17 protein-coding genes are annotated in these 17408 nt (G+C 66.7%); 5 read left to right on the top strand and 12 right to left on the bottom strand.

Annotated features, from left to right (window positions below; all coding sequences use genetic code 11):
- Nucleotides 1-19 precede the first annotated feature (19 nt).
- The 6 genes from folK to dksA form a co-directional block, all read right to left on the bottom strand.
- Nucleotides 20-520 carry a 2-amino-4-hydroxy-6-hydroxymethyldihydropteridine diphosphokinase gene (gene folK / locus HR9077_RS10020; RefSeq protein WP_136066867.1) on the bottom strand — a complete coding sequence of 167 codons (501 nt, stop codon included), beginning with the start codon at nucleotides 518-520 and terminating at the stop codon, nucleotides 20-22.
- Nucleotides 521-524: 4 nt separating this feature from the next.
- Nucleotides 525-1937 (bottom strand): polynucleotide adenylyltransferase PcnB, encoded by a 1413-nt coding sequence (gene pcnB, locus HR9077_RS10015; protein WP_136066866.1) that lies wholly within the window; start codon nucleotides 1935-1937, stop codon nucleotides 525-527.
- Nucleotides 1938-2860: 923 nt separating this feature from the next.
- Nucleotides 2861-4249, bottom strand: a complete 1389-nt coding sequence (locus HR9077_RS10010) for a sigma-54-dependent transcriptional regulator (RefSeq protein WP_136066865.1) — start codon at nucleotides 4247-4249, stop codon at nucleotides 2861-2863.
- A 35-nt stretch (nucleotides 4250-4284) separates the two neighbouring features.
- Nucleotides 4285-4434, bottom strand: coding sequence for a hypothetical protein (locus HR9077_RS21900; protein ID WP_168380927.1), 150 nt, complete (start codon nucleotides 4432-4434; stop codon nucleotides 4285-4287).
- 55 nt (nucleotides 4435-4489) lie between these two features.
- On the bottom strand, nucleotides 4490-5380 hold the full coding sequence (gluQRS, locus tag HR9077_RS10005) for a tRNA glutamyl-Q(34) synthetase GluQRS (protein ID WP_136066864.1): 891 nt from the start codon (nucleotides 5378-5380) through the stop codon (nucleotides 4490-4492).
- Between the two features lie 97 nt (nucleotides 5381-5477).
- Nucleotides 5478-5915, bottom strand: a complete 438-nt coding sequence (gene dksA, locus HR9077_RS10000; RefSeq protein WP_031385282.1) for an RNA polymerase-binding protein DksA — start codon at nucleotides 5913-5915, stop codon at nucleotides 5478-5480.
- A 245-nt stretch (nucleotides 5916-6160) separates the two neighbouring features.
- Between dksA and HR9077_RS09995 the strand changes: the two genes are divergently transcribed.
- Nucleotides 6161-7330 carry an aminotransferase class I/II-fold pyridoxal phosphate-dependent enzyme gene (locus HR9077_RS09995; RefSeq protein ID WP_136066863.1) on the top strand — a complete coding sequence of 390 codons (1170 nt, stop codon included), beginning with the start codon at nucleotides 6161-6163 and terminating at the stop codon, nucleotides 7328-7330.
- 1 nt (nucleotide 7331) lies between these two features.
- Nucleotides 7332-8084, top strand: a complete 753-nt coding sequence (gene sfsA / locus HR9077_RS09990; protein WP_136066862.1) for a DNA/RNA nuclease SfsA — start codon at nucleotides 7332-7334, stop codon at nucleotides 8082-8084.
- On the opposite strand, the gene metW is transcribed toward sfsA, so the two are convergent.
- From metW to HR9077_RS09965, 5 genes are all read right to left on the bottom strand, one after another.
- Entirely contained in the window at nucleotides 8068-8664 is a 597-nt protein-coding gene (gene metW, locus HR9077_RS09985) for a methionine biosynthesis protein MetW (RefSeq protein WP_136066861.1), read from the bottom strand. The two genes, sfsA and metW, sit on opposite strands and share 17 nt — an antisense overlap.
- Nucleotides 8664-9821, bottom strand: a complete 1158-nt coding sequence (gene metX, locus HR9077_RS09980; protein ID WP_136066860.1) for a homoserine O-succinyltransferase MetX — start codon at nucleotides 9819-9821, stop codon at nucleotides 8664-8666. The genes metW and metX overlap by 1 nt, the downstream gene beginning before the upstream one ends.
- A gap of 78 nt (nucleotides 9822-9899) precedes the next feature.
- Nucleotides 9900-10490: a YggT family protein gene (locus HR9077_RS09975; protein ID WP_136066859.1), complete on the bottom strand. Its 591-nt coding sequence runs from the start codon at nucleotides 10488-10490 to the stop codon at nucleotides 9900-9902.
- Between the two features lie 92 nt (nucleotides 10491-10582).
- Nucleotides 10583-11410 carry a pyrroline-5-carboxylate reductase gene (gene proC, locus HR9077_RS09970; protein ID WP_136066858.1) on the bottom strand — a complete coding sequence of 276 codons (828 nt, stop codon included), beginning with the start codon at nucleotides 11408-11410 and terminating at the stop codon, nucleotides 10583-10585.
- A 73-nt stretch (nucleotides 11411-11483) separates the two neighbouring features.
- Nucleotides 11484-12188, bottom strand: a complete 705-nt coding sequence (locus HR9077_RS09965; protein WP_136066857.1) for a YggS family pyridoxal phosphate-dependent enzyme — start codon at nucleotides 12186-12188, stop codon at nucleotides 11484-11486.
- Between the two features lie 40 nt (nucleotides 12189-12228).
- Between HR9077_RS09965 and HR9077_RS09960 the strand changes: the two genes are divergently transcribed.
- Both HR9077_RS09960 and HR9077_RS09955 read left to right on the top strand, forming a co-directional pair.
- Nucleotides 12229-13278 (top strand): type IV pilus twitching motility protein PilT, encoded by a 1050-nt coding sequence (locus tag HR9077_RS09960; protein ID WP_136066856.1) that lies wholly within the window; start codon nucleotides 12229-12231, stop codon nucleotides 13276-13278.
- A 26-nt stretch (nucleotides 13279-13304) separates the two neighbouring features.
- Nucleotides 13305-14456, top strand: a complete 1152-nt coding sequence (locus HR9077_RS09955; protein WP_136066855.1) for a PilT/PilU family type 4a pilus ATPase — start codon at nucleotides 13305-13307, stop codon at nucleotides 14454-14456.
- A 36-nt stretch (nucleotides 14457-14492) separates the two neighbouring features.
- Here HR9077_RS09955 and HR9077_RS09950 read toward each other — a convergent pair whose 3' ends face one another.
- Nucleotides 14493-15611: an anhydro-N-acetylmuramic acid kinase gene (locus HR9077_RS09950; protein WP_136066854.1), complete on the bottom strand. Its 1119-nt coding sequence runs from the start codon at nucleotides 15609-15611 to the stop codon at nucleotides 14493-14495.
- A gap of 99 nt (nucleotides 15612-15710) precedes the next feature.
- Between HR9077_RS09950 and tyrS the strand changes: the two genes are divergently transcribed.
- The gene (gene tyrS, locus HR9077_RS09945) at nucleotides 15711-16910 is read left to right on the top strand and encodes a tyrosine--tRNA ligase (RefSeq protein ID WP_136066853.1); all 1200 of its coding nucleotides are present in this window, start codon (nucleotides 15711-15713) and stop codon (nucleotides 16908-16910) included.
- Nucleotides 16911-17408: the final 498 nt, after the last annotated feature.

Genomic DNA, 17408 nt, shown 5'->3' with positions numbered 1-17408 from the left:
CAACTCGACTTTGGCGAAGTCAGCGGCTTGGCGGCGACAGGGGCCGGAGATCGTGGCTATCGAGCGTCCTGGCATGTTGCGTCACGCTGATGCCCCCGAGGGCGAGATCGGGGGCAATGTCCGCCAGCGGTATCAGCACGAAGGCGCGCTCGAGAAGGCCCGGATGGGGGAGCGTCAGGCGCGCTGACGCCAAGTGTCGGCCGGCGAACAGCAGCAGGTCGAGATCCAGGGTGCGGGGGCCCCAGTGGCGCTGGCGCACGCGCCGATGGCGTTGTTCGAGGGCCTGTAACTGATCGAGCAGTGCGAGCGGCGACAGGCGAGTGGTGACGCTCGCCACGGCATTGACGAAATCGGGCTGATCCTGTGGACCGAACGGCCGGCTGCGATACAGCGGCGAGCACGCCAGTCGTCGGGTGAGCGGCAGGTCATCCAGTTCATCGCGGGCCCGCTCGACCTGCCTGACGGGGTCGTCGAGATTGCTGCCCAGGCCGATATAGGCCGTTTGCTGCGCTGCCGCCATGCGTTCAGCCGGTACCGCCGCCGGGATCGTTGCCCTGGCGGCCGCCGCGGCGTTTGCGCGGGCGGCGTTTGCGCGGCCCCGCGCTGCCCGCCGGGTCGGCATCGACCTTGTTCAACAGGCGACGCTGTTCATGTTCGTCGCCATCCTGGAAAGCGCTCCACCAGTCGCCGAGACCGGGGGCGATCTCGCCGGCGTGTTCGCGCAGCAGCAGGAAATCGTACGCAGCACGAAAGCGCGGGTGCTCGCGGGTCTGGAAGGCACGTTTGCCGCGCCGCTTGGGCAGGCGCTCCTGAAGATCCCAGATGTCTCGCATCGGCAGGCTGAAGCGCTTGGGGATCGAGATATGCTGGAGCTGGCGCGCAATGACCTGCTGGGCGGCGGTCTGCTGGGCCGGGATCGGCGGCATGCCCTCGGCCCTGAGGCGCTGCGAGCGCCATTGCACGCTGGGCCAGAGCAGGGCACCGAACAGGAAGGCCGGGGTGACCGGGCGCTCGTTGCGTATCCGCTCGTCGGTGTTGGCGAGCGCCTGCAGAAGGAGTGGCTCGGCCCACTCGAGTTCGGCCATGGTCTCGTCGGACTCGGGAAACAGCATGGCGAACAGCCCGTACTCGCGCAGCCGATGAAAGCTCTCGACGCCGTGGCCCGACATGAACAGCTTGAGCACTTCGTCGAAGAGCCGTGCCGGGGGAATCTGCAGCAGTAGCGGTGCGAGCTCGCGGATCGGCGCTTCGGTTTCCGGGGCGAGCGTGAAGTCCAGCTTGGCGGCGAAACGCATCGCGCGCAGCATGCGCACCGGGTCCTCGCGATAACGGGTCGCCGGGTCACCGATCAGGCGCAGCACCCGGTCGTCGATGTCGGCGAGGCCACCCGCCCAGTCGTGCAGAGAGAAATCGGCGATGCTGTAATACAGCGCGTTGACGGTAAAGTCGCGACGCAGGGCATCTTCCTCGATATTGCCCCAGACGTTGTCGCGCAGCAGCAAGCCATCCTCGGACTGGTGGGCGATGTGTTCGCCGTGATCGTCGCCGGGGCGCCCGCGGAAGGTGGTGACTTCGATGACTTCCCGGCCGAAGCGGACATGCACGATGCGAAAGCGCCGACCGATGATGCGCGAATTGCGGAACAGGTCGCGAAGTTCCTCGGGCGTGGCGTTGGTCGCCACGTCGAAGTCCTTGGGCGTCTTGCCGAGCAGCGCATCGCGTAGACAGCCACCTACCAGGTAGGCCTCGAAGCCGGCATTGTGCAGGCGATAGAGAACCTTGAGCGCGCTGGCGCTGAACAGCTGCCGCGAAATGCTGTGCTCTTCCCGTGGGATGATGCGAAGACCGGTGGGTTCGCCGGCCCCCGCGTGGTTGCCGAACAGAGTCTTCAAACGTTCACCGGGGCGTTGGAGAAAGCGGGTAAATCCTTTGAACATGCCGCGATAGTGCTCGCAGTCTGGGAGAAAGCGCCCAGTGTAGCCGAGCCCCCCCGGCTTGCAAAGCGCCGCCGAGAAAAGCGCGCCTTGATGCGTGGACGCACGACGGGGCCATGGTCGGTCTCGTACCGGTGCGCGCCGTGTCCAGGAAAGCGGTGGGGATGGCCGGCAAGCAGAAAGGGAAGGGCCGGAAAGTAGAAAGGGAAGGCCGTCGGCCTTCCCTTTAAGCAGTCATACAGCATCCGTGCTGTTGGTTCTTCTTCGTGATGGCGCATCGCCTTGAATACGCACCACAGTCACCAATCTGTACATCAGGCAAGCAATGGTCTTGTTGTTCTTGGGTCTCTTCCTGATGGCGACCGTCTCGTATTCAAAACAATAATCCAACCACGACGGCAGGTGTCTGCCTCCCCTCGGCGTGTTGTTGTTGTTGCCGAGGGTACTCCTCAGACAGGCCTATTGTCGTTGTTGAGCCTGTGCGCGAAGTGTCGCGTCCCGATACTGACACCGGATTGTTCCGACGCTGTTGTGCTTGTTGTCGTCGGTGCTTCTCGTGGGCTTGTTGTTGTTGGACCCGGAAACTCTTTTTCGGCTGTGTTGTCCTTGTTGTTGCTCAGCCTCGAAGACCGCGGCGATCCTGTTGTTGTTGTGCGCCGCCGGCGGTTTTTGTTTTTCTTGCCCTAGTAAGTAGCATCGACCGTGCCACTTGCTTGTTTTTTGTTTTTTATCAAACGCTTGTGTTTCCCGTGCCCTGGGGCCTAAGTGTTCTTCGAGCCTTCTGTTACCGTTTGTGCGCCACAATGGTGAAGCGTGTGGGTGAAGCAGTAACAAGTGGTGCGTTCAGGTCGTCTCGAACTGGCCTCATCATCCCTGCAAGTGCGGCGGCTTGCTGTTAGACCATGGTCGCGAATTCTGCGAAAGGATTAGGCCGAGCGGCTACGCGGGCTCTTCTTCCGGGGGATGCCCAGGCGCTGACGGCGCTCCCACAGGCACTTGCGGCTGATGCCGAGCTTGCGGGCGAGTTCGGTTTCGCTCATCTGATCCTGATGCTCGAGGACGAAATGCTGGAAGTAGTCTTCCAGGGACAGGTCCTCTTCCTGTTCGGCGGTGGCTTCGGGCCGGCTGGTGCCGGTCGACACGCTACCGCGTGCCGGAGCGGGGCGGGCAACGACCGGACCGAGCCCCAGGTCATCGGGATGGATGAGATTGCCCTCGGCGAGAATGACCCCGCGCTCGAGCGCGTTTTCCAGCTCGCGGACGTTGCCCGGCCAGGGGTAGTCGCGGATATTGCGACGCGCGGCGCGTGACAGCCTGAGGCCGCTACGGGCGTGGCGACGGCAGGCACCGGTAAGCAGCACATCGGCAATCTCGAGGATGTCGTCCTCGCGCTCGCGCAGCGGCGGCAGATCGATCTGCATGACATTGAGGCGATAATAGAGGTCGAGGCGGAACTCGCCGCTCTTGGAGAGCGCATTGAGATCGCGGTGGGTCGCGGCAATCAGGCGTACATCGACATGGCGGGTTTCTACCGAGCCGATCTTGCGGATCTCGCCTTCCTGAAGCACGCGCAGCAGCCGGGCCTGGGCATCGAGCGGCAGCTCGCCGATTTCGTCGAGGAACAGCGTGCCGCCATCGGCGGCTTCGACCAGCCCGGTACGCGCCGCGCTGGCCCCGGTGAAGGCACCTTTCTCATGACCGAACAGTTCGGACTCGATCAGCGTCTCGGGGATCGCCGCGCAATTGACGCAGATCAGCGGCGCCTTGACGCGGCGGCTCTGGCGGTGAATGGCGCGTGCCACGAGCTCCTTGCCGGTGCCCGATTCGCCCTGGATGAGTACCGTCACGTCCGCCGGGGCGGTCTTGCGAATCCGCGTGTAGACCATGCGCATGCCGGGGCAGTGCCCGATCATTCCCTGGGGCGTGTCGCTGTTCCGTTGCGCCTCGGGCGCCCTGTCGCGCCGGGGGGCATGCTCGTCGATCGCCCGGGCCACGCTGGCGAGCAGCTCGTCCGGGTCGAAGGGTTGGGTGACGAAATCCACCGCGCCCTGCTTGAGCGCCTCCACTGCCGAGCGAATGCTGGCGTGGCGGGCCGTGACCAGCACCGGCACCGAGTCGGCGGTGTCGATCAGCGCGGTGTCCGGCGCATCGGGACGGTGCAGGGTACTGATGATCAGGTCGAATCGCTTCAGATCCAGCGGCTGGGCCTCGGCGACCGACGCGGCCTCGCTGACGTGATAGGCCTCCCCCTCGAGCAGGCGGCGCAGCGCCAGTCGGGAGGTGGCCTCGTCGTCGACGATCAGAATCTGGGGCATCGTGTTTTCAACCATCTCGGTTCGGGCGGGTCGGGTCACAGGGACGATGCGCTTGCCGCGGCGCTGGCCAATCCGGCGATATCCTGACCCGCCCGGGCGGCAATGATCAAGTCCATGACCGGGTCGACCCGGTCCCGGCTCCGGTGCGCGTGCAACTGGAAGGGAAAGTGCGAGTGTAGGGACATCCGGGCCTGCGACTCAACACGACCTGAGTCGTACACGTGGCGATGGCCGAGGGCGTCAGGCCGGGTCCGCCGCCTGGCGCCTGGCATCGCGACGCAGCCGGGCGGGCTGCCAGGCGGCGATCGCCGCGGCGAGCTGGTCGGCGACCGGCGCCCCGGCCAGTTCGCGGGGCGGCGACTGGTCGAGTGCGACGAGGGCCCGGCGCAGATGATCGCGCGGTGCGTCGCCATCGACCGGCAGCGCAGGGGCCCGGTTCTGCTTGGAGAGTTTCTGGCCGTTGGCGGCGACGATCAGCGGCAGGTGCAGGTAACGAGGCTGCGAATGGCCCAGCGCCGCCTGCAACTGGAGCTGCCAGGGTGTGTTGTCGAGCAGGTCGGCGCCGCGCACCACGTCGCTGATGCCCTGCTCGGCGTCGTCGACCACTACCGCCAGTTGATAGGACCACAGGCCTTCCTTGCGCTTGAGCACCACATCCCCCAGCGCCGCGGGGTCGAACCGCTGCTCGCCGAACAGGCGATCGTGCCAGCTCACCGGGCGCGCGCCCAGGTCGCTGCGCAGTCGCCAGGCCAGCGGCCGCTCGGGGTGCAGCGGACCGCTGCGGCACCAGCCGGGGTAGATGGCGTGGTCACGCCACTCCTTGCGCGAGCAGCTGCAGGGGTAGGCCAGGCCCTGCTCGGCCAGGCGTGTCAGTGCGTCCTGGTAAGGCGCGTCGCGTGCGCTCTGGGTGATCACAGGGCCGTCCCAGGTGAGGCCGTAGGCATCGAGCTGGTGACGGATGACGTCGCCGGTGCCCGGTGGGCAGCGCGGCGGATCGACGTCCTCGATCCGCAGCAGCCATTCTCCACCGGCGTGGCGGGCGTCCAGAAAGCTTGCCAGCGCGGCCACCAGCGAACCGAAATGCAAAGGTCCCGATGGGGTCGGCGCGAAGCGTCCACGGTACCCGGACATCGGACTCTCCTCGAAGTGGCCAGGAAGTGATCGGGCGCGGGACGGCCCTGAAACGCAAACGGGCGCCACCGGGCGCCCGTCTCGACCCGCCGGTCGGTCAGCCGCCGAGCTGCTTTTCCTTGAGTTCCGCCAGGGTCTTGCAGTCGACACACAAGGTGGCCGTGGGGCGGGCTTCGAGCCGGCGAATGCCGATCTCGACGCCGCAGGCCTCGCAGAAGCCGTAATCGTCCTCGTCGATCTTCTCGATCGTTTCGTTGATCTTCTTGAGCAGCTTGCGCTCGCGGTCGCGGGTGCGCAATTCCAGGCTGAAGCCCTCTTCCTGGGTCGCCCGGTCGGCCGGATCCGCATAGTTGTTGGCGTCTTCCTGCAGGTGACGCACGGTGCGGTCGACTTCTTCCATGAGATCCTGTTTCCAGCCGAGCAGGATCTGTCGGAAGTGCTCCAGCTGCTGCTCGTTCATATACTCTTCACCCGGTGCCGGCTCGTACGGGGTGAATTTCTTTGGCGCTTCCGTCTTCTGTTCTGCTACTGGCATGGGGCTGCCTCATTACTCAAGTGACTGGGGCCGATGCCCGGCCGCTCGGAACGCGCCATGTCGAATCGGCGGCTCCGCGGATGGCATGCCCACCCGAAGCCTTGCTTATTTAGCGAAAAAGCGCCGGCATTGCAACCATTGAACGTTCGCGGCGAGGAATCTTGACGCGCGTCGCCGGGCGTGGACAACTGGCCGCCGCTGTCGGAGCACTGGCGGCGCGACAAGTCGCGACCAAGGACGCAACCATGCACTGGAGTGAACGCATCGACCGGGTGCAACCGTTTCGTGTCATGCACCTGCTGGAGCTGGCCCAGGCCCGCGAGGCGGCGGGCCACGACGTCATCCACCTGGAAATCGGCGAGCCGGATTTCCCGACCCCGCAGCCGGTGGTCGAGGCCGGCCAGCAGGCACTGGCACGGGGCGCAACCCGCTATACACCGGCGGGCGGTATTCCCGCGCTGCGGGAGGCGATCGCCGGGCATTATGCCGAGCATTTCGCCACCCGCATCGATCCGGCGCGTATCCTGGTCACCCCGGGCGCTTCCGGAGCGCTGTTGCTGGCCAGTCAACTGCTGGTGAGCCGCGGCGAGCGGGTCCTGATGGCCGACCCCACCTATCCCTGCAATCGCCACTTCATGGCGCTCGCCGACGCCGAGCTCGATTGCGTGCCGGTGGGCCCGGAGAGCGGCTGGCAGCTCGATGCCGCGCTCATCGACCGGCACTGGCGGGCGGAGACCCGGCTGGCGATGCTGGCCACGCCCTCCAATCCCACCGGGCACATGCTCGACGCCGGGCAACTGCGGGCGGTGGGCGAGACGATCGCGGCGCGCGAGGGAGCGATGCTGGTCGACGAGATCTACCAGGGGCTGAGCTACGACATGGCGCCGCTGAGCGCGGTGTCGGTTGCCCCGGAGGCGTTCGTCGTCAACAGCTTCTCGAAGTACTTCGGCATGACCGGCTGGCGGCTGGGCTGGCTGGTGGCGCCCGAAGCCGCCGTCGAACCGCTGACGCGGCTGGCGCAGAACGTCTTCCTGGCCGCGCCGACGCTGTCGCAGCACGCCGCGCTGGCGGCGTTCACGCCGGAATGCCGGGCGGAGCTGGAGCGTCGCCGTCATGAACTGCATCGACGGCGCGACGTGCTGCTGGCGGGGCTCGAGCGGCTGGGGCTGGCTCCCGCGCAGCCTCCCCAGGGGGCGTTCTACCTGTGGCTCGACGTATCGCGTTATACCCGCGACAGCCAGGCCTTCTGCCAGCGCCTGCTGAATGAGGAAAACGTTGCCATCACCCCGGGCATCGACTTCGCGGTGCAGGGCGGCGAGCACCACGTGCGGATCGCCTTCACCAACGACGTCGCCCGGCTCGAGGAGGCACTGCATCGGCTCGAGCGTTTCCTGACGCGCCGGGCGGGGAGCTGACATGGACTATCCCGAGCTGGTGCCGGGCATCCTGCGTCGGCGCTACAAGCGTTTTCTCGCCGACGTCGAACTGACGAGCGGCGAGACGGTGGTGGCACACTGCCCGAATACCGGGTCGATGCGTGCGGTCGACGTACCCGGCTGTCGGGTCTGGCTGGCTCCGAGCAGCAACCCGGCCCGCAAGCTGGCCTGGACCTGGGAACTGATCGAGCTGCCCCAGGGAGACGGCACGCTGGCGAGTGCCTCGGTGCATACCGGGCGCACCAATGCGATCGTCGCCGAGGCGCTCGCGGCGGGGCGGGTGACGGAGCTGGCCGGCTATGCGCAACTCAAGCGCGAGGCCGGGGTAGCCGGCTCACGGCTCGACTTTCGGCTCGACGATCCGCGGCGGGGCACGGCGTACGTCGAGGTCAAGCAGGTCACCCTCAAGGAGCGCGACGGCCACGGATACTTCCCCGACGCGGTCAGCGCGCGCGGCACGCGCCATCTCGAAGCGCTGGCCGGGCTGGCCGCCGGCGGTCAGCGGGCGGTGCTGCTGTTCTGCGTGGCACACACCGGGATCGAGGCCGTCGCCCCCGCGGCGCACATCGATGCGCACTATGCGACGACGCTGCGACGGGTGGCGAAGCTGGGGGTCGAGGTACTCGCCTACGGCTGCCGAGTGGAGCGTCGGGCGACCCGACCTACGGCGATCACGCTCGCCACGCCTCTGCCGGTTGCGCTCGAGCGTGAGCTGCCTAGCGGCGCCGACTGACGCGGAAGATGGCGATCTCGCCGAACAGGTTGGGCCAGATGCGACTGGCGCGGTTGCTCTCGTGGTCGCCGGTGCCGACCGCCCGGTCGGTTATCTCCAGGCCCTTGTCGCGGCACAGTTTCTCGAAGTCGTTGAAGGTCGACAGGTGAATGTTGGGGGTGTCGTACCAGGCGTGCGGCAGTGAGCGCGACACCGGCATGTAACCCTTGAAGCCCAGATACAGCCGATGGCGCCAGTAGGCGAAGTTGGGGAAGGTGATGATCGCCTCGTCGGCGACCCGCAGCATCTCGTCGAGCATCATGTCGGGGCGGCGCAACGCCTGCAGCGCCTGGGTCATGATCACCAGGTCGCAGGCATCATCCTCGAAATTGGCCAGGCCCTGGTCGAGATCCTGCTCGATGACGTTGACGCCACGCTCGAGGCACGCGCTGATGCCTTCCGGTGCGATCTCCAGGCCGTAGCCGAACACCCCTTTTTCGCGGGCCAGAACGTCGAGCAGTTCGCCGTCGCCGCAGGCCAGGTCGAGCACCCGCGCGCCCTGGGGCACCCAGCGGTAGATCAGTTCGAGATCGGCGCGCATCAGTTGCCCTCCAGGCCGAGTTCGCGAGCCACGCGTTTCATGAATCCGCCGAACACCGCCTGGTAGCGGTCGTCGGGCAGCAGGAAGGCATCGTGGCCGAACAACGAGTCGATCTCTGCGTAGCTGACCGGCTTGCCGGCGCGCACCAGCGCGTCGACCAGCTCGCGCGAACGCTCCGGCGCGAAGCGCCAGTCGGTGGAGAAGCTGACCACCAGAAAGCGGCAGCTGGCCGGCGCCAGGGCGGCGGCGAGGTCGCCGTTGTGCGCCGCGGCGGGATCGAAGTAGTCGAGCGCCTTGGTCATCAGCAGGTAGGTGTTGGCATCGAAGGCGGTGGAGAAGGTGTCGCCCTGGTAGCGCAGATAGGACTCGACCTGAAACTCGACGTCGTAGCCGAAGTTGAGCTCGTCGCTGCGCAGGTCGCGACCGAATTTCGCCCCCATCGAATGTTCGGACAGATAGGTGATGTGGCCGACCATGCGCGCCAGCTTGAGGCCGCGCTTGGGCACCGTGCCGTGCCGATGGTACCAGCCGTCGTGGAAGTCGGGGTCCGAGCGGATCGCCTGACGGGCGACCTCGTTGAAGGCGATGTTCTGCGCCGACAACCGCGGCGTGGCGGCGATGACCGCGGCATTGGCGATGCGCTCGGGGTAGGCCAGCGCCCACTGCAGCACCTGCATGCCGCCGAGGCTGCCGCCGACTACCGCGGCGAAGCGCTCGATACCCAGCCGGTCGGCCAGCCGCGCCTGGCTGTGCACCCAGTCGGCGACGGTCATCACCGGAAAGTCGGGCCCCCACGGGTGTCCCGTCTCGGGATTGATGCTGCACGGCCCGGTACTGCCGTGGCAGCCGCCGAGGTTGTTCAGCGAGACGACGAAGAAGCGGTTGGTATCCAGCGTCTTGCCGGGGCCGATGTGCGCATCCCACCAGCCGGGCTTGCGTTCGTCCAGGCTGTTATAGCCGGCGGCGTGGTGGTGTCCCGACAGGGCGTGACAGATCAACACCGCATTGTCGCGCCGGGCGTTGAGTTTGCCGTAGGTCTCGTAGACCAACTCGTAGGCCGGCAGCGTCTTGCCGCAGGCCAGCGGCAGCGGCGCCTCGAAGCGTTGGCGCTGCGGCGCCACCAGGCCCACCGAGTCGGCGGGAAGCGATTCACTCATCGAACGTGTCGTGTCCAGTGGTCGGCACGGGGCGCGATGGCCCCGACTTGCATTGACGGTCGATCGGCGTATGGCGACCTAGAGGCCGACCAGCATGCCCGAAATGCCGGCGGCGCGGGCCAGCGAGCCGACCACCAGGCTATCGATCAGGTTGATGAGAATGAACACCACGATCGGCGAGAGGTCGATCATGCCCAGTGGCGGTATGACCTTGCGTACCGGCGCCATGATCGGCTCGACCAGTTGCATGATCAGGATCGCGCCGGGGTGGCTGGCCTGGGGGGCGACCCAGCTGAGGATGATCATGCCGATCAGCGCGAAGAAGTAGATCTTGAGAATCGCGCTGGCCAGAGCCGCCAGCGAGGCGATGGCGATTCCACCCAGCGGTGGCAGCCCGCCGATCGCTATCTGCATGATCAGCACGATGCTCAGCGCCTTGATGATGAAGCCGGCCGCCAGCGTGGCCAGGTCGAACGGGCCGACCGGGCGCAGAAAGCTCTGCAGGGGCTTGACCGCCGGCTGGGTGACCTTGACCACCGACTGGCTGAGCGGGTTGTAGTAATCGGCGCGCGACGCCTGCAGCAAGAAGCGCAGCATCAACAGAAACAGGTAGATGTTGACCAGCATGTTGACCAGCATCAGGCCGGCACCGCCCAGTTGACTCCCCATGGAACTCCTCCGTGTCGATTCGAACCGTCAGGCCGGTTCACGCATACCCGCCGGCTAGGGCGTGGGCGGGCGTGTCGCGGCGTCGTTTGGATTCAGTCTTTCTTGCCGAGTTCGGCGGCCATCTCGCGGGCCCGTGCGGCACAGGCTTCGGTGGCCTCGGCGAACAGCTCGCGCAGGCCGCCGTCTTCCAGGCAGTGCACGGCACGCTCGGTGGTGCCGCCCGGCGACATTACCTGCCGGCGTAGCTGGGCTGGCTCGAATTCGCTCTGCTGGGCCATCCTCGCCGCCCCGAAGCCGGTCTGCAAGGCCAATCGCCGCGCGCTCTCGGCGGGCAGGCCGAGCCGCTTGCCGGCCTCCTCGAGCGCCTCGAAGATCAGGAAGAAGTAGGCCGGGCCGCTACCCGATATCGCGGTGACGGCTTCGATCAGCGACTCGTCCTCGACCCACTCGACCAGCCCCACCGGCTCGAGCAGGTCGGTGGCCAGCCGACGCTGCGCCTCGCTGACCCGGGCGTTGGCGTACAGCCCCGAGGCGCCGGCGCCGACCAGCGACGGCGTGTTGGGCATGCAGCGTACCACCGCCAGCCCGCCGCCGAGCCACTCATCGAGGGTTTCGGCACTCAGCCCGGCGGCCACCGAGACGATCAGCGGCCGGCGTGCCTGGATGGCGTCGCGGAGTTGCTCGCAGACCCCGCGCATGACCTGCGGCTTGACCGACAGCACCACGACCTCGGCGTCGGCCACCGCGGCGTCGTTGTCGGTGGCGACGTTGATGCCATGGCGCGCCTCGAGTGCGTCGAGCGTTTCACGGCGACGCGCGGTGGCGGTGATCGCCTTGGCCGGATAGCCGGCCTCGATCATTCCGCCGAAGATTGCGCTGGCCATGTTGCCGGCGCCGATGAAGGTGACTTGGCTTGCCATGCTTGTGTCCTTTGTCGCTGTGTACGGGCGCTGCGGCGCCCCGTGTCTGTGCAGCCCGCCTGGCACGCTGTCCCTAGTGGCCGGCGCGGGCGCCGAAGATCGCCGTGCCCAGGCGCACCAGTGTGGCGCCCTCGTGAACCGCCGCTTCCAGGTCGTCGCTCATGCCCATCGACAGGGTGTCGAGTTCGAGCGACGGCTGGCGCTCGGCGAGGCGTTCCTTGAGTCGGCGCAGTTCGGCCAGGGGCCGACGCTGGGCGACGAGGCCCTCGGCTGGCGCGGGGATCGTCATCAGCCCCCGCAGCCGCAGGTTGGGCAGTCGGGCGACTTCGAGGGCCAGCGCTTCGAGCTCCGCGGGACTGACGCCCGACTTGCTGGCTTCGCCGCTGACATTGACCTGCAGGCAGACGTTCAGCGGGCCGAGGGCGGCGGGGCGCTGTTCGGACAGCCGCCGGGCGATCCTGGCGCGATCGATGCTGTGCACCCAGTGGAAGTTTTCGGCGACGGCGCGGGTCTTGTTGGATTGCAAGGGGCCGATGAAATGCCAGACGATGGCGTCCAGGTCGGTGAGTTCGCGCTGCTTGTCGAGCGCTTCCTGCAGGTAGTTCTCGCCGAAGTCGCGCTGCCCGTTCCGATAGGCCTGGCGGATCAGCGCGGCGGGCTTGGTCTTGCTGACGGCCAGCAGTCGCGCGTCGTCGACGCCGCGTCCGGCCTGTGCCAGGGCGTCGGCCAGGCGGCGACGTGCGGTGGCGAGTGCTGCGCTGACCGGAACCTCTGGCATACTGGCATCGACCTTATAAGAAACGTAAGCAGGGAATCGAATGGATATTACCGAACTCCTGGCATTTTCGGCAAAACAGAACGCCTCGGACCTGCACCTTTCCGCCGGGCTGCCGCCGATGATCCGTGTCGACGGCGATATCCGTCGCCTCAACGTGCCGGCGATGGAGGACCGCGAGGTCCGCAAGATGATCTACGACATCATGGGCGACAAGCAGCGCCGTGACTACGAGGCCCAGCTGGAAACCGACTTCTCCTTCGAGGTGCCCGGGGTCGCGCGCTTTCGTGTCAACGCCTTCAGCCAGGATCGCGGGGCCGGGGCGGTCTTCCGGACCATTCCCGGGCGTGTGATGACCCTCGAGGAGCTCGATCTGGGCGACGTATTCCGGCGCTTCGCCGCGTTGCCGCGCGGCCTGGTGCTGGTGACCGGACCTACCGGCTCGGGCAAGTCGACGACCCTGGCGGCACTGATCGATTACATCAACGATACCCAGCATCACCATATCCTGACCATCGAGGATCCGATCGAGTTCGTTCACGTCAGCAAGCGCAGCCTGATCAACCAGCGCGAGGTGCATCGCGATACCAAGGGCTTCACCCAGGCGCTGCGTTCGGCGCTGCGCGAGGATCCCGACGTGATCCTGGTCGGCGAGTTGCGTGATCTTGAAACCATCCGCCTGGCGCTGACCGCCGCGGAAACCGGCCATCTGGTGTTCGGCACCCTGCATACCACCTCGGCGGCCAAGACCATCGACCGGATCATCGACGTGTTTCCCGGCGACGAGAAGTCGATGGTGCGTTCGATGCTCTCCGAGTCGCTGCAGGGCGTCATCTCCCAGGCCCTGCTCAAGCGCAATGGCGGCGGGCGGGTCGCGGCCCATGAGATCCTGGTGGCGACCTCGGCGGTGCGCAACCTGATCCGCGAGGACAAGGTGGCGCAGATCTATTCGGCGATCCAGACCGGCGGCAACCAGGGCATGCAGACGCTCGACACGGCGCTCGCCAGGCTGGTCAGCCAGCACGTGATCAGCCGTGAGGAGGCCCAGGGCAAGGCCAAGGGCCTCCTGCCCGAAGCCGGCAGCGCGCACTAAACGGCCGGTCGGCCACAGGGGGAAGCATGACGCCGGGACAATGGCTGCATCAGTTGCTGGACATCATGATCGACAAGCAGGCCTCGGACATGCTGGTGTCGACCAACGCGCCGCCGTCGCTGAAGATCAGCGGCAAGCTGGTGGCGCTGGGCGACACGGCGCTGAGCATCGATCAGGTCCGCGAGCTGGTGCTGGCAGCGCTGCCCGAGGGCGCGCGCGAACGCTTCGAGGCCCACCGCGAGGCCAACTTCGCGCTCAGCCTGCCGGGCAAGGGACGCTTTCGCATCAGCGCCTTCTACCAGCGCAGCCAGATGGCCATGGTGGTGCGGCGCATCGCCTACGACATTCCCTCGCTGGAGGCGCTGTCGCTGCCGGCCACGCTGGGTGAGCTGGTCTCGCTCAAGCGCGGTCTGGTGTTCGTGGTCGGTGGAACCGGCACAGGCAAGTCGACGACCCTGGCGTCGATGATCCAGCACCGCAACGACCACGCCGGCGGCCACATCATCTGCATCGAGGACCCGATCGAGTACATCCACCCGCATCGCCGGGCGATCATCAACCAGCGCGAGGTGGGCATCGACACCGAGTCCTTCGAGGTGGCGCTGAGAAACGCGCTTCGCCAGGCGCCGGATGTGGTCATGATCGGCGAGATCCGCACGCGCGAGACCATGGAACAGGCGCTGACCTTCGCCGAGACGGGGCACCTGTGCCTGGCGACGCTGCATGCCAACAGCGCCAATCAGGCGCTCGAACGGATCATTCACTTCTTTCCCGGCGAACGCCACGAGCAGGTCTGGCTCGACTTGTCCCTCAACCTGCAGGCGATCGTCGCGCAGCAGTTGCTGCCGCGCCAGGACGGCCAGGGCCGTGCCCCGGCCATCGAGGTGCTGCTGCGTTCGCCACTGATCAGCGACCTGATCCGCAAGGGCGAGGTCGGCGAGATCAAGGCGTTGATGGCGCGCTCGCGCGAGTTGGGCATGCAGACCTTCGATCAGGCGCTGTTCGAACTCTATCAGCGAGGCGACATCGGCCAGGAGGTCGCGCTGGTGCATGCCGATTCCGCCAACGACCTGCGCATGATGATCAAGTATGGCCAGGGTGGCGGCGGACAGGGCGTCGGTCCGGCGATGGACGCCGCGAGCCGGCTGTCGCTGCGGGCCAGCGACGACTTCGAGTGAAGCCGACTCCCGGGGCATGAGCGGGGCGCTGTCGCTTCAGGCGCTATACAGGCCGCCGAGAACCCGCTCCCCGGCGGCGCCGGTGACGCTGGGCAGATTGCCGGGCAACCCTTCCAGGCGGCGCCAGGCCAGCCAGGCGAAGGCGCCGGCTTCCAGCCAGTCCGCCGCCCAGCCGAAGTCGTCGCAGCGTGCCAGGGCCAGCGCCGGCAGGCGGCGTTGCAGACGCGCCAGCAGGTCGGCATTGCGTGCGCCGCCGCCGCAGGGGATCAGCGTCAACGGCCCGCTGGCGCCCTGGCGGTCGAGCGCCTGCTCGATGCCCAGCGCCACGCTGGCGGCGGTCAGCTCCGCCAGCGTGGCCTGGATGTCATGCGGCGCTTCGCGGCCGCTGGCCCGTTCGGCCAGCCAGTCGAGGTGAAAGTACTCGCGCCCGGTGCTCTTGGGCGGTGGCTGGTGAAAGAAGGTGTCGTCGAGCAGGCGCCCCAGTAGCGGCTCGTCGACCTCGCCCTGCGCGGCCCATTGCCCGCCGGCATCGTAATGACCGCCGTTGTGGCGCGCATGCCAGGCATCCAGCAGAGCATTGGCGGGGCCGGTATCGAAGCCGATGATCGGCGTGTCGCGCTCGGTGGGGGGCAGCAGGGTCAGGTTGGCGAAACCGCCCAGATTGAGCACCACCCGCCACTCCCGGGCGTCGCGGAACAGCGCGGCATGAAAGGCCGGCGCCAGGGGGGCGGCCTGGCCACCGGCGGCCAGGTCGCGGCGCCGAAAGTCGCCGACCACCGGGCAGCCGGTGAGCTCGGCCAGCAGGCTGGGGTTGTCCAGCTGCCAGGTATAGGGCGATATGCCGTGCGGGGCATGCTCGATGGTCTGGCCGTGACTTCCGATGGCGCTGACGGCGTCGCTGCCCATGTCGTTGGCGGCGAGCAACCGGGTGACGGCTTCGGCCTGCAGCTCGCAGAATGCCTGCTCGGCATAGGCGAGATCGGCGAAGCTTGCCTGGCGCGACTGGCAGAGCATCATCAATACCTGGCGCAGGCTGTCGGGCATGTCGACGCCCAGCGCATCGACGAGCTCGGGGCGACCTTCACCGCAACGCACCAGGGCCGCATCGATTCCATCCAGGCTGGTCCCGGACATCAAGCCAACGAACAACGGCATAAGGACTCTCCTGCGTTAATGGCGCTCAACCGCCAAGTCAAGACATGCTAACATCCTGCCCCATTCTTCCAGGCAACCGAATTAATGGAGAGGGGCACGATGACCGACGTCGCCGATGCGCTGGCGCTGCTCAAGCGCGGCGCCCACGAGATTCTGCTCGAGGAGGAGCTGGAGAAAAAGCTGGCTTCCGGGCGCAAGCTGCGTATCAAGGCCGGCTTCGACCCCACCGCGCCCGACCTGCACCTGGGGCACAGCGTGCTGCTGACCAAGATGCGTCAGTTTCAGGAACTGGGCCATGAGGTGATCTTCCTGATCGGCGACTTCACCGGGCGTATCGGCGACCCTACCGGCAAGAACGTCACCCGCAAGCCGCTCACCGAAGAGGAGGTCAAGGCCAACGCCAAGACCTACCGCGAACAGGTCTTCAAGATTCTCGATCCCGAGAAGACCGTCGTCGCCTTCAACGCCGACTGGATGAACAAGCTCTCCGCCGCCGACATGATCGAGCTGGCCGCCCAGTCGACCGTGGCGCGCATGCTCGAGCGCGACGATTTCGAGAAGCGCTACCGGGCCAATCAGTCGATCTCGATCCATGAGTTTCTCTACCCGCTGGTGCAGGGCTACGACTCGGTGGCGCTCGAGGCGGACGTCGAGTTGGGCGGCACCGATCAGAAGTTCAACCTGCTGATGGGCCGCGAGATCCAGAAGCACTTCGGGCAGGAGCCGCAGGTGGTGATCACCATGCCGTTGCTCGAAGGGCTCGACGGCGTGCAGAAGATGTCCAAGTCGCTCAACAACTATGTCGGCCTCGACGAGGCGCCGGGAGCGATGTTCAACAAGCTGGTATCGATGCCCGACAGCCTGATGTGGCGTTACTTCGAACTGCTGTCGCTCAAGAGCAACGAGGCGTTCGAGGCGCTGCGTCGCGATGTCGATGCCGGTGCCAATCCGCGCGACATCAAGATGGAGCTTGCCCGTGAACTGATCGGCCGCTACCACGGTGAAGACGCCGCCGCCAACGCACACCGCTCGGCCGGCAACCAGCTGGCCGAAGGCGAGTTGCCGGAGGACCTGCCGGAAGTGACGGTCGACTTCGAAGGCAGTGCCCAGGCGCCGATCGCCGCGGTGCTCAACCGTGCCAACCTGGTCAACAACAGCGCCCAGGCCAAGGACATGCTGGGCAACGGTCGGGTCAAGGTCGACGGCGAGGTGGTCGCCCGCGATCATATGCTCGCTACCGGCAGGAGCTATGTGATCCAGGCCGGCAAGAAGCGCTATGCGCGGGTCACGTTGAGCTGACCCTGTCGCCACTGTCGACCGACGCCCGCGTTCGCGGGCGTTTCGTTATCCACAGCCGGTCCGTTCGCGGTGTTGCCCGTGGGGGTGTGGATAAGCGGCTTCCGGTTGATTGGGCACTTTTTTCCTCGCAGGGGCTTGTCATCGCCCTTCGTGCGCCGTAAAGTACGCATCCGCTGCTCGCGACGGACACACGTCGCCGGCGGTGGAGGTGGCACAAGGTCTTGTTCCCGTTAGGTTTTTCTTCGCTCGATTGAGCAAGGCAGGGTTGACAGGGACGTCGGATTCGGTAGACTATGCGCCACTCGATCGGGGTTCGCCCGACGGCTCGAGCCGGCTTTTAAAGAAGCCTCTCGGGCAGGCTACGAAGCCCCGGCTTCGGATCGCCACGGCGGACACGGCGCTTGACAGCGCGGCCCGGATCGGTAGAATACGCCTTCCTCGCAGGGCGCTGGCGAGCCACCCGGTGGCGCGACAGCACAGCGAGACGCTCTTTAACAA

The sequence above is a fragment of the Modicisalibacter radicis genome (assembly GCF_900961225.1).
GTDB lineage: Bacteria > Pseudomonadota > Gammaproteobacteria > Pseudomonadales > Halomonadaceae > Modicisalibacter.
The sequence above is the reverse complement of the archived record's forward strand: the minus strand, read 5'-3'. Positions and strand labels throughout refer to the sequence as shown.

What these genes read in the sequence shown, in the direction of transcription:
- folK (WP_136066867.1), bottom strand. Translation starts at nt 520, where the DNA reads ATGGCGGCAGCGCAGCAAACGGCCTATATCGGCCTGGGCAGCAATCTC.
- pcnB (WP_136066866.1), bottom strand. Translation starts at nt 1,937, where the DNA reads ATGTTCAAAGGATTTACCCGCTTTCTCCAACGCCCCGGTGAACGTTTG.
- HR9077_RS10010 (WP_136066865.1), bottom strand. Translation starts at nt 4,249, where the DNA reads ATGCCCCAGATTCTGATCGTCGACGACGAGGCCACCTCCCGACTGGCG.
- HR9077_RS21900 (WP_168380927.1), bottom strand. Translation starts at nt 4,434, where the DNA reads ATGTCCCTACACTCGCACTTTCCCTTCCAGTTGCACGCGCACCGGAGC.
- gluQRS (WP_136066864.1), bottom strand. Translation starts at nt 5,380, where the DNA reads ATGTCCGGGTACCGTGGACGCTTCGCGCCGACCCCATCGGGACCTTTG.
- dksA (WP_031385282.1), bottom strand. Translation starts at nt 5,915, where the DNA reads ATGCCAGTAGCAGAACAGAAGACGGAAGCGCCAAAGAAATTCACCCCG.
- HR9077_RS09995 (WP_136066863.1), top strand. Translation starts at nt 6,161, where the DNA reads ATGCACTGGAGTGAACGCATCGACCGGGTGCAACCGTTTCGTGTCATG.
- sfsA (WP_136066862.1), top strand. Translation starts at nt 7,332, where the DNA reads ATGGACTATCCCGAGCTGGTGCCGGGCATCCTGCGTCGGCGCTACAAG.
- metW (WP_136066861.1), bottom strand. Translation starts at nt 8,664, where the DNA reads ATGCGCGCCGATCTCGAACTGATCTACCGCTGGGTGCCCCAGGGCGCG.
- metX (WP_136066860.1), bottom strand. Translation starts at nt 9,821, where the DNA reads ATGAGTGAATCGCTTCCCGCCGACTCGGTGGGCCTGGTGGCGCCGCAG.
- HR9077_RS09975 (WP_136066859.1), bottom strand. Translation starts at nt 10,490, where the DNA reads ATGGGGAGTCAACTGGGCGGTGCCGGCCTGATGCTGGTCAACATGCTG.
- proC (WP_136066858.1), bottom strand. Translation starts at nt 11,410, where the DNA reads ATGGCAAGCCAAGTCACCTTCATCGGCGCCGGCAACATGGCCAGCGCA.
- HR9077_RS09965 (WP_136066857.1), bottom strand. Translation starts at nt 12,188, where the DNA reads ATGCCAGAGGTTCCGGTCAGCGCAGCACTCGCCACCGCACGTCGCCGC.
- HR9077_RS09960 (WP_136066856.1), top strand. Translation starts at nt 12,229, where the DNA reads ATGGATATTACCGAACTCCTGGCATTTTCGGCAAAACAGAACGCCTCG.
- HR9077_RS09955 (WP_136066855.1), top strand. Translation starts at nt 13,305, where the DNA reads ATGACGCCGGGACAATGGCTGCATCAGTTGCTGGACATCATGATCGAC.
- HR9077_RS09950 (WP_136066854.1), bottom strand. Translation starts at nt 15,611, where the DNA reads ATGCCGTTGTTCGTTGGCTTGATGTCCGGGACCAGCCTGGATGGAATC.
- tyrS (WP_136066853.1), top strand. Translation starts at nt 15,711, where the DNA reads ATGACCGACGTCGCCGATGCGCTGGCGCTGCTCAAGCGCGGCGCCCAC.